The 12,693-nt window shown below is 74.0% G+C and carries 12 protein-coding genes; 8 read left to right on the top strand and 4 right to left on the bottom strand.

Going from position 1 to position 12,693, the window contains the following annotated elements:
* Window positions 1-47: 47 nt before the first annotated feature.
* Together ACFWOG_RS34090 and ACFWOG_RS34085 are read right to left on the bottom strand one after the other, a co-directional pair.
* Window positions 48-1,247, bottom strand: a complete 1,200-nt coding sequence (locus tag ACFWOG_RS34090) for a GDSL-type esterase/lipase family protein (protein ID WP_380363098.1) — start codon at window positions 1,245-1,247, stop codon at window positions 48-50.
* A gap of 156 nt (window positions 1,248-1,403) precedes the next feature.
* Window positions 1,404-2,741, bottom strand: coding sequence for an aminotransferase class I/II-fold pyridoxal phosphate-dependent enzyme (locus tag ACFWOG_RS34085; protein ID WP_380363096.1), 1,338 nt, complete (start codon window positions 2,739-2,741; stop codon window positions 1,404-1,406).
* A gap of 34 nt (window positions 2,742-2,775) precedes the next feature.
* On the opposite strand from ACFWOG_RS34085, the gene ACFWOG_RS34080 reads away from it, so the two are divergent.
* The 6 genes from ACFWOG_RS34080 to ACFWOG_RS34055 all read left to right on the top strand — a co-directional run bounded on the left by ACFWOG_RS34080 (window position 2,776) and on the right by ACFWOG_RS34055 (window position 8,477).
* Window positions 2,776-3,447, top strand: a complete 672-nt coding sequence (locus ACFWOG_RS34080) for a pyridoxamine 5'-phosphate oxidase family protein (protein WP_329877915.1) — start codon at window positions 2,776-2,778, stop codon at window positions 3,445-3,447.
* Between the two features lie 13 nt (window positions 3,448-3,460).
* Window positions 3,461-4,090 carry an FMN-binding negative transcriptional regulator gene (locus ACFWOG_RS34075; RefSeq protein WP_380363094.1) on the top strand — a complete coding sequence of 210 codons (630 nt, stop codon included), beginning with the start codon at window positions 3,461-3,463 and terminating at the stop codon, window positions 4,088-4,090.
* 230 nt (window positions 4,091-4,320) lie between these two features.
* Window positions 4,321-5,733 (top strand): sugar porter family MFS transporter, encoded by a 1,413-nt coding sequence (locus tag ACFWOG_RS34070; RefSeq protein WP_329877919.1) that lies wholly within the window; start codon window positions 4,321-4,323, stop codon window positions 5,731-5,733.
* A 48-nt stretch (window positions 5,734-5,781) separates the two neighbouring features.
* A complete protein-coding gene (locus ACFWOG_RS34065; protein WP_329950149.1) occupies window positions 5,782-6,483 on the top strand; it encodes an alpha/beta fold hydrolase in 702 nt (233 codons plus the stop codon).
* A gap of 61 nt (window positions 6,484-6,544) precedes the next feature.
* Entirely contained in the window at window positions 6,545-7,831 is a 1,287-nt protein-coding gene (locus tag ACFWOG_RS34060) for an MFS transporter (protein WP_380363091.1), read from the top strand.
* Between the two features lie 100 nt (window positions 7,832-7,931).
* Entirely contained in the window at window positions 7,932-8,477 is a 546-nt protein-coding gene (locus tag ACFWOG_RS34055; RefSeq protein ID WP_380363089.1) for an HAD domain-containing protein, read from the top strand.
* Between the two features lie 75 nt (window positions 8,478-8,552).
* On the opposite strand, the gene ACFWOG_RS34050 is transcribed toward ACFWOG_RS34055, so the two are convergent.
* Both ACFWOG_RS34050 and ACFWOG_RS34045 read right to left on the bottom strand, forming a co-directional pair.
* A complete protein-coding gene (locus tag ACFWOG_RS34050) occupies window positions 8,553-9,341 on the bottom strand; it encodes a CPBP family intramembrane glutamic endopeptidase (RefSeq protein ID WP_329950152.1) in 789 nt (262 codons plus the stop codon).
* Window positions 9,342-9,505: 164 nt separating this feature from the next.
* Window positions 9,506-11,011, bottom strand: coding sequence for a glutamate--cysteine ligase (locus ACFWOG_RS34045; protein WP_329950161.1), 1,506 nt, complete (start codon window positions 11,009-11,011; stop codon window positions 9,506-9,508).
* 370 nt (window positions 11,012-11,381) lie between these two features.
* On the opposite strand from ACFWOG_RS34045, the gene ACFWOG_RS34040 reads away from it, so the two are divergent.
* The gene (locus ACFWOG_RS34040) at window positions 11,382-11,954 is read left to right on the top strand and encodes a hypothetical protein (RefSeq protein ID WP_329877931.1); all 573 of its coding nucleotides are present in this window, start codon (window positions 11,382-11,384) and stop codon (window positions 11,952-11,954) included.
* 479 nt (window positions 11,955-12,433) lie between these two features.
* On the top strand, window positions 12,434-12,625 hold the full coding sequence (locus ACFWOG_RS34035) for a DUF5999 family protein (RefSeq protein WP_329877932.1): 192 nt from the start codon (window positions 12,434-12,436) through the stop codon (window positions 12,623-12,625).
* Window positions 12,626-12,693 lie beyond the last annotated feature (68 nt).

Below are 12,693 nucleotides of genomic sequence, written 5' to 3'. Positions count from 1 at the left end.
CTCCCGCGACGGCCGTCGCGGGAGGGGCACCGGCCTTTCACCGCACGCTACTTCGCGGTCAGGTACATCCCGCCGGCGTCCTGCCCCGCCGTGTTGCGGCAGGCCCAGTTGCCGCTCGGCCTGGCGAACAGCAGGGTCAGGCATCGCCCGAGAGCCAACTGCCCGTAGTAGTTGGGGTGCAGGGACTCCTGGAGGGCGCCCTGGGAGGTGTTGAGCCCGCCGTCCAGGAACCTCGCCCACTCACTGGTGGTGGCGGAGGGCGCACTGGTCGAGGTGGCCTGCCGGGTCGCCTTCGAGCAGACCTCGCGCCCCTGCAGCGTGTCGGCCAGGTCCAGGAACTGCACGCCCTTGGCCGCCGCGACCCCGGCCAGCGAGCGGGAGATCTGCGGCACCAGCGAGTCCCGCGCCCAGTCCGCGTCGCCGTTCCAGAGCGGACAGCCGCCGGTGTCCGACCGGCTCCAGCCGCTCTCCGGGTAACGGATCTCGGCGGCCCGCGGGATCGGCGACGGGTAGGACTGGAGCACGATCCGGTAGTCGCCGCTCCCGTACCCGGCAGCCGCCATCACGGTGCGGATCTCGTCCACCGCCTTGCCGACCCCGGCCATCGCCGCCGGCATCCGGGCGTCGACCTCGCCCTGCTGGTCGTCGTGACAGTAGGAAAACCAGACGAGGTAGTCGGCGACGCAGGTCTCGATCACGTCGGCGAAGCCGAGGTCGTTGCCCCCGATCGACAGCGTGACCAGCTTGACGCTGTACTGCTTCGCCACGGCGGCGAGCTGGTCGGCCTGCGGGGCCTCGCCCTTGAAGGACCGGCCGCCGGCGGCGGCACGGAAGACGTTCTCGGCGACGGCACCCGAACAGGCCAGGTTGATCTGGACCTGGGCCACGGTCGGTGCGCTGCGCACCTCGGCCACGTCCGAGCGGTCGCACCCGCTCGCGTGGGTGGCGCCGTAGATCCTGGCCGGGTCGGCCGCGCTGCCGCTCCAGGCCCGGTCGGTTCCGGCCCGACTGCCGCCGGAGGCAACGGAGTTGCCCTTCCAGCGGCCGGCCTCGCCGGAGATGTAGCTGTCGCCGAGGGTGACGCTGGCGGTCTGCCCGGCGAGAACCGCGCCGGTGGGGGACGCCGGGGCGGCGACCGCCGGCGCGGTGGTCAGCGCGGTGGCCAGCGGGAGTGCGAGGGCTGCGGTGAGCAGCCGCCCGCTCCAGGAGGTGGTCCTGCGGATGATGCTCGAACGGTTTGCGGGCACGGCGGAACTCCTGCGGTCGGTCTCGCCCGCACAGTGGGGTCGGGGAGACGCGGAGGTGAGGGTGGGCCGCCGGCCGGTGGCGCGATGAAGATGACATGCTCGCGCTTGTTACCGCTAGGTATCTGCACCGGATTTCTCGCCGGGCTACCGACCGGTTCAGCTCAGTCGCGAAACGGCGCCGCCCGTTCCGAGGACTCCGGCCATGTCATCGGCCAGACGCCGCGCCTCCGCGGGGTCCAGCTCCGCGACGGTGATCCGCAGCCCGGGCGGGGACTGCAGCCGGTACCGCGCGCCGGGCGCCACGACCCAGCCCCGCTGCACCAGGGAGGCCAGCACGGTGGTCTCGTCCGGCACCGGCACCCAGACGTTGAGCCCGCTCGCCCCGTGCGCCGCGATCCCGCGCGCGGCCAGGTCGCCGATCAGCGCGTCCCGGCGCGCCCGGTACGCGGCGGCGACCCGCCCGGCCGGCGCCGCGTCGGTGCGCCACAGCTCGGCCACCGTGCACTGGAGCAGATGACTGACCCAGCCGGCCCCGAGCCGCTGCCTCCCGAGCACGCGACCGATGGTGTCCTCGTCCCCGACGGCGACCGAGAGCCGCAGGTCCGGCCCGTAGGCCTTGGCCGCCGAGCGGACCACCGCCCAGTGCGTCGGACCGGCCCCGGCCAGCGGGTGGTAGGGCTGGTCGACGATGCCGTGACCGTGGTCGTCCTCGATCAGCAGCACGTCCGGATGGCCGGCCAGCACCGCCCGCAGCTCCTCGGCCCGGCCGGCGGTGAGCACCGCCCCGGTGGGGTTCTGCGCCCGGCTGGTCACGACGACCGCCCGGGCCCCGCCGGTCAGCGCCTCGGCCAGCGCGCCGGGCAGCGGACCCGCGTCGTCCAGCCGGACCGGCGCGGCCCGCAGGCCCAGCGCCGGCAGCAGGTCCAGCAGGCTCCCCCAGCCCGGGTCCTCGACGGCGACGGCGTCGCCGGGGCGCAGCCGGGTGGCCAGGATCCGCTCGATGGTGTCGAGCGAGCCGGAGGCGACGGCGATCGGCCCGGCCGGCAGGCCGTCGGCGGCGAAGCCCGCGCCCGCCAGCGCGAGCAGGCCGGGGTCGGCGGCCGACCCCCCGTAGCGCACGGGGGCGCGCCGGGCGGCCTCGGCGGCGGCGGCGAGGGCGGGGGTGAGATCGGGCAGCAACGCCGGGTCGGGGTTGCCGTTGGAGAGGTCGCGGGCGTTCGGCGGGACGGGCAGCCGGAGCTGGTCGCGGGGGGTGTGGGGCGGTCGGGGGCGGATCCGGCTGCCCTTGCGGCCGGCGGTCTCGATCACGCCGCGGTCGCGGAGCAGCCGGTAGGCGGCGGCCACGGTGTTGGGGTTGACGCCGAGTTCGGTCGCGAGGTCGCGCAAGGGGGGCAGCGCCGTGCCGGGGGCCAGTCGGCCGCTGCTGACGCCCTGCTCGACGTCGGCCGCGATTTCGCTGGCACGCCGACCGGTGATCCGATAGTCTCCTAGCACAAAACAGATTATGCACTAGTACATAGAGGTTGTCATGTCGACCAGGCCGGACGGCGAAGCGTCCTACCCGCGCACCCCGCGCACCACTCCCACCCGCTACAAGGACCGCGCCACCTGGGAGCGGGAGGCGATCCACGCCATCCTCGACGCCACCTACCTCTGCCACCTCGGGTTCGTCGCCGACGGCGCCCCGGTCGTGCTGCCCACCATCCACGCGCGGGTCGGCGACCGACTCTACGTGCACGGCTCCACCGGCAGCCGGCCGCTGCGCGGGGCCCGGGGTGACCAGGGCCTGCCGGTCTGCGTCACCGTCACCCTGGTCGACGCCCTGGTGCTGACCAAGTCGGCGTTCAACCACTCGATCAACTTCCGCTCGGTGGTCGCCCACGGCACCGCCCACCAGGTCACCGATCCCGAGGAGCTGACGACCGCGCTCGACGCCCTGGTCGACCAGGTCGTCCCCGGCCGCTCCGCCGAGGTCCGCCCGGCCAACGCCAAGGAGCTCGCCGCCACCGCCGTGATCCGCCTCGACCTCGACGAGGTCTCCGCCAAGACCCGCGCCGACCTCGCCGACGACGACGCCGAGGACCTCGACCTGCCGCACTGGGCCGGCGTCGTCCCGGTCACCAGCGGCTACGGCACACCCGAGCCGGACGCCTCCACCACCGTGCCCCTCCCCGCCAACGTCCGCGACCTGACGGCCTGACGGGGGCGCACCGATGCTGATCCGGTCCTGGGACCGCGGCGACGAGGCCGAGTGGCAGGCCTGGCTCGCCGAGGGGCGCGACTTCGGCCTGCTCGCCGCCAACGGCGGACCGGGCCGGGGTCCCGTCCTCGTCCCCACGCACTTCCTGCTGGACGCCGGGCACGGCGAGATCCTGCTCCACCTCGCCGCGCCCAACCCCCTGCTGGCCGCCGTCCGGGACGACCCGGAGGTCACCCTCGCGGTGACCGACGACTACGCCTTCGCGCCCGGCCACTGGCGCGGCGAGCCCGGCACGCCGACCAGCTACTACGCCTCGGTCCACTTCCACGCCACCGCCGAGATCGTCGAGGACGCGGCCGGCAAGGCGGAGATCCTCAACCGCCAGCTGGCGCACTTCCAGCCCGAGACCCCGCAGACCCGGGTGGTCCCGGGCGAGGGCGAGTTCGGCCGGCTCCTCCCGGGCCTGCGCGGGCTGCGACTGACGGTCCGCGAGGTCCGCGCCAAGTTCAAGTTCGACGACAAGAAGCCGCCGGCCGAGCAGTACGCGCTCGCCGACCGGCTCGCCGCGCGCGGCCTCGGCCTGGACGCGGGCACCCGCGCGCAGTTGCTGCGCCGCAACGCCCGGCGGGCCCCCCGCCCGTAGCGCGCGCCGACCGCGGGGCGCCCGGCCGACCGGTCGCCGCGGCTCCCCCACCACACCCGTACCCCGGTCACCCCGGGACCCGCATGGAACCCGGGTCCCGGGGTATCCGGGCTGACGCCAAGTCACCCGATCAGCCCGTATTCGGGCGGAACCCGCCCTCCGCTGGTCGAATGTGACACGAATCCTGCCCGCTCGGCCGTGGGGCGGGCCGTCCATCCCGGGGAGCGCACGTGTCCAGAACCCATACCCATCCGGCCTCCGGTGAGGCCCACCTCGGACACGTCGTCTTCATCTCCGCCGCCGCCGCGATGGGCGGTTTCCTGTTCGGCTACGACAGCGCGGTGATCAACGGCGCGGTGACGGGCATCCAGAAGCACTTCGACGTGGGCAACGGCGAGACCGCCTTCGTGGTGGCCATCGCGCTGCTCGGCTCGGCCGCCGGCGCGGTGGCCGCCGGGCGGCTGGCCGACCACCTCGGCCGGGTCCGCACCATGCTGCTGGCCGCCGTCCTGTTCGCGATCAGCGGCGTCGGCTCGATGTTCCCGCCGAGCATCGAGGTGCTGGCCACCTGGCGGGTGGTCGGAGGCGTGGCGATCGGCATCGCCTCGGTCATCGCGCCGACCTACATCGCCGAGGTCGCCCCGACCGCCTACCGCGGCCGGCTGGCCTCCTTCCAGCAGATGGCGATCGTGCTCGGCATCACCGTCTCCCAGCTCGCCAACTGGGCGCTCAACCAGGCGGCCGGGGGCGAGTCCACCGGCCACCTGGGCGGCGTCCAGGCCTGGCAGTGGATGCTCGGCGTGGAGGCGATCCCGGCCATCGTCTACGGGCTGATGGCGCTGGCCATCCCGGAGTCCCCGCGCTACCTGATCGCCGACCGGCGGGAGGCGCAGGCCCGCAAGGTGCTGCTGGAGGTCGAGGGCGAGGGCGTCGACCTGGACGCCCGGGTGGCGGAGATCCGCGGAGTCCTGGAGTCCAGCCACAAGCCGCGGCTCAAGGACCTGCTGGGCGGCCGGTTCGGCCTGCTGCCGATCGTCTGGGTCGGCATCGGTGCCTCGGTCTTCCAGCAGTTCGTCGGCATCAACGTGATCTTCTACTACTCCTCCTTCCTCTGGCAGTCGGTCGGCATCAACGAGTCCAACTCGCTGCTGATCAGCCTCTCCACGTCGATCGTCAACGTCATCGGCACGGTGATCGCGATGGCCCTGGTGGACCGGATCGGCCGCAAGCCCCTCGCCCTGGCCGGGTCGGCCGGCATGGCCGTCGCGCTGGCCACCGCCGCCTGGGCGTTCTCCTACCGGCACGGCACCGGCGACGCCGCCACCCTGGACGACGCCCACGCCACGGTCGCGCTGGTCGCCGCCCACGTCTTCGTGTTCTGCTTCGCCTTCTCCTGGGGCGTGGTGGTCTGGGTGCTGCTCGGCGAGATGTTCCCGAACCGGATCCGCGCGCTCGCCCTGTCCGTCGCCGCGTCCGCCCAGTGGATCGCCAACTGGGCGATCACCGTCAGCTTCCCCGACCTCGCCGACTGGAACCTGTCGGCGACGTACGTCATCTACGCGGTCTTCGCCCTGCTCTCCATCCCGTTCGTGGCCTTCTGCATCAAGGAGACCAAGGGGCGCTCCCTGGAGGAGATGGGCTGAGCTCCGACGTCCATGCCGCCGCGCGCGGCCCGTCCCCGAGAGGAAGCCATGCCCGACCAGCGCGGCTCCCGGCAGAACACCGTCTTCCCGAGCGGCGGCCGTGAGGCCCACGGGTACCTGGCCCGCCCGCCGCAGGGCCTCGGCCCCGGCCTGGTGCTGGTCCAGGAGTGGTGGGGGCTGACCCCGTACCTGGCCGGGGTCGCGGACCGGTTCGCCGCCGAGGGCTTCACCGTCCTGGCGCCGGACCTGTTCGGCGGCGACACCACCCACGACCGCGCCGAGGCGGCGCGGCTCGAACGCGAGCTGCCGGTCGAGCGGGCCGTCCAGGACCTGCGCGGCGCGGTCGGCCACCTGCTCGGTCTGGAGGGCGTGGTCGGCGACGCGGTCGGGGTGGTCGGCTTCTGCATGGGCGGCGGCTTCGCCCTCCTGCTGGCCGCCGCCGAGGGCGACCGGGTGGCCGCCGCGGTGCCGTTCTACGGCCTGCCGCCCGACCGGGAGTTCGAGTACCGCGGCCTGACCGCGCACGTCCTCGGCCACTTCGGCGAACACGACCGGTCCGTCCCGATGAAGGCCGTCGACGAGGCCGCGATCCGGATCGGGGAGGCCACCGACGTCCGTCCGGAGATCCACTTCTACCCGGCCGGCCACGCCTTCATGAACGAGGAGGACCTGCTCGGCACCTACGACCCGCTGCAGGCCCGGACGGCCTGGCTCCGCACCGTCAGCTTCCTCTGGGGCCACCTCGGCTGAGCGGTTCGGTAAGGGGCGAAACTCGCTGGACAGCTGACCGCTCCCCCGGCATAGTCGCCGGGTGCAGAGCCCACCCTCCCCCGTGCCCCGGCCCCGGTTCGCCTGGGCGAGCCGCAACTTCCGGATCCAGACCGCCGCCACCGTGATCGGCGGCCTCGGCAACGCCGGTGCCCCGATCGCCACCGCCTTCGCGGTCCTGGAGGGCGGCGGTTCCACCACCGAGGTCGGCTACGTCACCGCGGCCCGGCTGCTGCCCACCGTCCTGCTGCTGGTGCTCGGCGGCGCCCTCGCCGACCGGTTGCCGCGCCACCACGTCATGGTCGGCGCCAACCTCTTCAGCGCGGCAGCGCAGGCGGCCCTCGCCGCGGTCGTACTGACCGGCGGGGCGCCGCTCTGGCAGCTGATGCTGCTCTCCGCCGCCGGCGGCGCCGGGTACGCGTTCTACGCCCCCGCCGCCGGGGGCATGGTGCTGGAGAGCGTCGCCCCGGAGCACGCCGCCCGCGCCTTCTCGGTGTACCGGATGGGCCTCAACGCCGCCCAGATCGGCGGCGCGGCGCTCGGAGGCGCGCTGACCGCCGCGGTGGGCCCCGGCTGGGTGCTCGCCCTGGACGCCGGCTGCTTCCTGGTCGCCGCGGCGCTGCGGTTCCTGCTGGAGACGGTGCCGCCCGTGGCGGCGACCGCGGGCGGCGGCATGCTGCGGGACCTGCGCGAGGGGTGGCAGGAGTTCGCCTCCCGCCGCTGGCTCTGGGTGATCGTGCTCCAGTTCTCGGTCCTGGTGGCCTGCATCAGCGCGGTCGAGGCGGTGTACGGGCCCATCGTCGCGAAGGAACGGCTCGGCGGGGCCCGCGACTGGGGGCTCGCGATGGCGGCCTACGGCGTCGGCCTGGTCGCCACCGGCGTGCTGATGGCGCGCTGGCAGCCGCGAAGGATCCTGCTGGTCGGCAACTGGGGCGTCTTCCTGTTCGGGGTACCCGCCCTGGCGCTGGCGGTGTCCGCCCCGCTGCCGGTCCTGGCCGCGTCGATGTTCCTGTCCGGCGTCGGGGTCACCGTCTTCGGCGTCAACTGGATGATCGCGCTCCAGCAGGAGATCCCGCCCGAGGCGTTCTCCCGGGTCGCCGCGTACGACGAGTTCGGCTCGCTCTCGCTGGCGCCGCTCGGCACCGCGCTGGCCGGACCCGCCGCCGGGTTGCTCGGCCTCTCCGGCGCGCTCTGGGCCTGTGCCGCGCTCTCCTTCCTCCTCAGCGCGGTCGTCCTGCTGGAGCCGCAGGTCCGCCGGCTCACCAGACGCCCGACCGCCGCCGACGACGCCCAGGGCACACCGCGCACGGCAACCGCTCCCACCCTCTGACGCGCCCCGTGCGCCCCCGGATGCGCCCTCCGGTGGGCAACCACCGGAGGGCCCGGCTCGTCCGACCAGGTGACGACGAGTGAGACCTGGGGGGCGCCCGATGCCGAAGCCACTGCTGTTCCTGGACGTCGACGGAGTGCTCAACCCGGTCTGCCCCGGACCAGAGACCGACTTCGACGCGCACACCATGCTCGGCTACACCGTGCTGCTCTCCCCCCGGCACGGCACGTGGCTGCGCGAACTGGCCGCCGGCTACGAACTCGTCTGGGCCACCACCTGGGAGGAGCACGCCAACGCCCACATCGCCCCGGCGATCGGCCTGCCGGAGCTGCCGCTGGTCCGGTTCACCGGCTACACGCCCCAGCCCGGCGACCCGCGCGTCCCGTTGATGGAGCTGTTCTCCGCCCGCAAGTGGGCACCGCTGCTGCGCTACGCGGCCGGGCGGCCGTTCGCCTGGGTCGACGACGTCATCCCCGGCCGGCTGGTCCGCAGCGCGCTCTGGCGCCGCGACCGCGTGTTGCTGCCGATCGATCCGGGCCGGGGCCTCGAACGCCGGCACGTGGACCGGCTGCTGGCCCGGCCGCCGCGTCCCGCCACCCTGCGCCTGCGCACCACCCGACCCACCACCCGGCCCGAGGCCGGTTGACCTCCCGGCCCACCGCGCCCACCGCGCCCACCCGCCCGGGCCGCCCTTGCCCCGCCCGGCCGCACGCGGCGGGCCTCACCCGGTCGGCAGCCAGCTCACGTGCCCGGCCAGCAGCGCGTACCCGACGAAGGCCACCGTGTCGATCAGCGCGTGCGCCACGACCAGGGGCATCACCCGCCCCCACCGCCGGTAGAGCAGGCAGAACACGACGCCCATCACGATGTTGCCGACCAGCCCCCCGACCCCCTGGTACAGGTGGTACGAGCCGCGCAGCAGCGAACTCGCCACCACCGCGGCCGGCCACGACCAGCCCAGCTGCCCCAGCCGGCGCAGCAGGTAGCCGAGGACGACGACCTCCTCCAGGATCGCGTTCTGCCAGGCGGAGGCGAGCAGCACCGGAATCCGCCACCACACGTCCGGCAGCCCGGACGGCGCGACCGTGAGGTTGTAGCCGGCGGCCTGGGAGGCGAGGTACAGCGCCAGTCCCGAACCACCGATCGCCGCCGCGACCGCCGCACCCCGGCCGAGGTCGCGCAGCTTCTGCCCGAGGTCGAATCCGAGCACCCGCAGCGCCACGCCCTCGCGGACCAGCAGGTAGCCGACCAGCACGACCGGCATCAGCCCGCGTCCGACGTAGTACAGCTGCCAGAGCAGGTCGAGCCAGGGCCGGCCGGGGGCCCGTGAGCCGTTCAGCGTGGCGACCTGCCGGCCCAGGTTGAGCGGTTCGGTGAGCGAGCCCGCGAAGCTGATCAGCGCGCCGATGCCGCTGGCCCCGAGGGACAGGCCGAGAACGATCAGCAGCTCCGCGCCGAGCAGCCGGCGGGTGGGCTTCGCGGTCTGCGGTTCGGTCGGGACGGTGGTCACGTGGTGCTCCAGCGCGGACGGCGGACGGGCGTCGCTCCGGCCGTCGGCCGACCGCCGGAGCGGTCATCCTTCCACAGCGTGCCGGTGGGGTGTGCGGGGCGGATCGGCCCGGGGCCGCGACGGCTTCGTCCGGACCTTCGTCCGGACCGGTCCCCGCGACGCGCCTATCCCACGGGCCAGGTGTGCACCGGCTCGCCGCCGCGCGAGTACTCCATGTACCGGCGGGTCATCGCCGCCAGGGCGGCCGGCCGGTCCATCCCGTACTGCTCGCGCAGCCGGTGGAACGTCGCGCTCTGCCAGGAGGCGCCGTTGGTCCGGCGCAGGCAGCGCTGCTCGATGATGCCGAGGTAGCGGTCCCGGTCGGCCGGCTCCACGCCCCAGGCGTCGAGTCCCTGGTGCGCCATCGGCAGCAGCTCGCCCAGCACGAGGTCGACGGCGGGCACCGCGGTCAGGCCGCCGCCGCGCCCGGCCCGGCCGTGCCGCGGCCACTGGAACACCGCGTCGACGCCGTACCGCGCCGCCTGCCGGAAGTTCTCGTCGGCCCGGTCGAACGGCAGCCTGGTCCAGATCGGCCGCGCCTGCTCGGCCAGCACCCGGACCACGCCGTAGTAGAACGCCGCGTTGGCGAGCGTGTCGGCGACGGTCGGACCGGCCGGCAGCGCGCGGTTCTCCACCCGCAGGTGCGGCACCCCGCCGCTGACGTCGTACACCGGTCGGTTCCAGCGGTAGATGGTGCCGTTGTGCAGCCGCATCTCGGCGAGCCGGGGGACCCCTCCGGAGCCGAGCACCTTCACCGGGTCCTCGTCGTCACAGATCGGCAGCAGCGCCGGGAAGTACCGCAGGTTCTCCTCGAAGAGGTCGTACGCCGAGTCCACCCAGCGCTCGCCGAACCAGGTGATCGGGCGCACGCCCTGGGCCTTGAGCTCCGCCGAACGGGTGTCACAGGCCTGCTGGAACAGGACCGGCCGGGTCTCGCGCCACAGCTCCCGGCCGAACAGGAAGGGCGAGTTGGCACCGAGCGCGAGCTGCGGACCGCAGATCGCCTGCGCGGCGTTCCAGACCGAGGAGAACCGCTCGGGGGTCACCTGCAGGTGCAGCTGGAGCGACGTGGCGGCGGCCTCCGCGACCATGGTGATGGACTCCAGCTGGAGGCGCTCGACGCCCTCGATGTCCAGCGTGATGTCCTCGCCCCGGGCGGCCAGGATCTGGTCGCTGAGCAGGCTGTACCGCTGGTTGTGGGACATCGCGTCCAGCCCGGTGTGGTCGTGCTCCAGGGTCGGCAGGATGCCGACCATCACGATCCGCGCCCCGGCCTCGCTCGCCCGCCGGTCGGCGTAGCGCAAGCCGGTGTCGATCTCCTCGCGCAGGTCCTCGAAGACGTGCCCGCAGAGCCGGTGCGGCGCGATGTTGACCTCGATGTTGAACCGGCCGAGCTCGGTCTGGAAGTCGCTGGACCCGATCGCGGTGAGCACCTGCGCGTTGTTCATCACCGGCAGGCCCTGCTCGTCGGCCAGGTTGAGCTCGATCTCCAGACCCATCACGGCCCGTGGTCGCTCGAAGCGGTCCTCGCGCAGCATCCGGCCGAACACGTCGAGGCTGGACTGCAGCTTGCGCCGGTAGAGCTGCCGGTCCGACAGGTCCGCCCGCGTCGCCACGACCTTCTCGCCCATGGTCCCCTCCTCCAGAGCCGCCCGGCCGAGCGACCGTGCAAGCATCATGCCCACCCCGAAGATCGATACCCGATGGCTTCGATTGGCTTGCAATGCAAGGAAACTGATGCCGTTTCAGCTAATCTGCCGACTTGCCCGACGCCACCGCCTGTGATAAACAGGTCACCCTGCGCACCTGTTCGAGTAGAATTCGCACTGCCCCACGGCCCGGCCCGCTTTCGCCCCGAGACCACCGTCGACGGCGGGGGCCTCGCCGGCACCGCGATCCTGCCCAACCGGACAAGGCCCAGGTTCCGTCACCGCCGACGCACCGGGCCATGCCGGTATGCCGCACTCGCACGCCGATCTCGCACGGAGAGGCGACTTTGCCATGACTCTGCAGACTCCCCAGCCCCCGCCCAGCGCGCTCCGCGCCGTCCTCGCCGCACTCGACTCCGAGACCGCGCTGCGCCAGCCCGCCGCCGCCGCGCTCCGTCATCCGACCGGCGCACTGCTCCCCGCCCATCCGCTCGCCGTCCACGTCCTGGACGGGCCTCGCGCCGATCTCGCCGCCGCCCGGCGAACGGGGTGGCGCTTCCTGATCAAGGACGGCGCCGACGTGGCCGCCGCGGCCGAGGTGGTGCAGGGGTCCGAGGGCCACACGTTCTCGCACTTCACCGCCGGCCCCTACCTGGACTCGACGGTCCGGGCGCTGCGCCAGGCCTGGCAGCTCGCCCAGTCCTCCCGGGCCCGCCGGCAGCCCAGGCTGCTGACCTTCCCCGGCCAGTACGCGACGGCCCTGTGGCTGCACGGCCCGGACGGCGACACCGGCTCGGACCTGCTGATCCCGCTGGCGCCGGCTCCGCTCGGTGTCACCGCGCACCGCACCTACCCGGCTGCCGAGCTCCTGCCGGTCCTGGCCCGTACGCCGATCGGGCGGCCGCTGCTGCTCGGCTCCCCCTGAGAGCGGGGCACCCGACCCGAGGCCCGACAACCCGGCGCCCCGAGCCACCACCCGGACCCGACCCGGGACCCGCCCGGTGTCCGGCCCCGCGCCCCGGCCGGGTGCTCCGGTCCGGGGCTCAGCCACGCCCACCCCCCGCCCCTCCCGGCCACCGCCCGGCGAACACCCGGGTGGGCCATGCGGCATGGCCCGTCCGGGCCCGTCACCGGATGGTCCACCCGGCACCGGCCACGGTCCGCCGCCACCTGAACGGGTGATCTCTACCCGTTGGTTGTGGCGCATGTCACGAAATCGCTGCGCGCGCGTCCCCGGATGCCGACACTGGGAACCAGCGTGGAGGGACCTCCTGTCCTACCCACTTGAGTGCCGGTCCACACCTGGCCCGACACCGGACAGAATCCGACCACCGCGGCAGCGCCCGACGGCAGACCGGCGGCACCGTGTCTCGGGGAGGATCGCAGAGCGAAGCGAGGGTACGCATGTGCCAGCACCGTCCTGAGTGCCCGTCGGCCGAGTCCGAGGACCGCGAGGCCGCCGTCCCGGTGGCGTGCCACCCGGAGCAGGGCTGGAGCCTGCTCTGCAACGGCGTCCTGCTGTTCGAGGACACCGGCGAACTGCTGCCCGACGGCCGGGTGATCGCCCCGCGCCGCCGGACCGCCCACGCGCTCTGACCCGCCCGGCACCGGTCCGGACCACCACGGAACACAGGGCAGGGCCCCGGCGGAAGGTTCCGCCGGGG

Source organism: Kitasatospora sp. NPDC058406 (assembly GCF_042722765.1).
Lineage (GTDB): Bacteria > Actinomycetota > Actinomycetes > Streptomycetales > Streptomycetaceae > Kitasatospora.
Note: the sequence above shows the minus strand (reverse complement) of the source record. Positions and strands in the feature narration are given on the sequence as shown.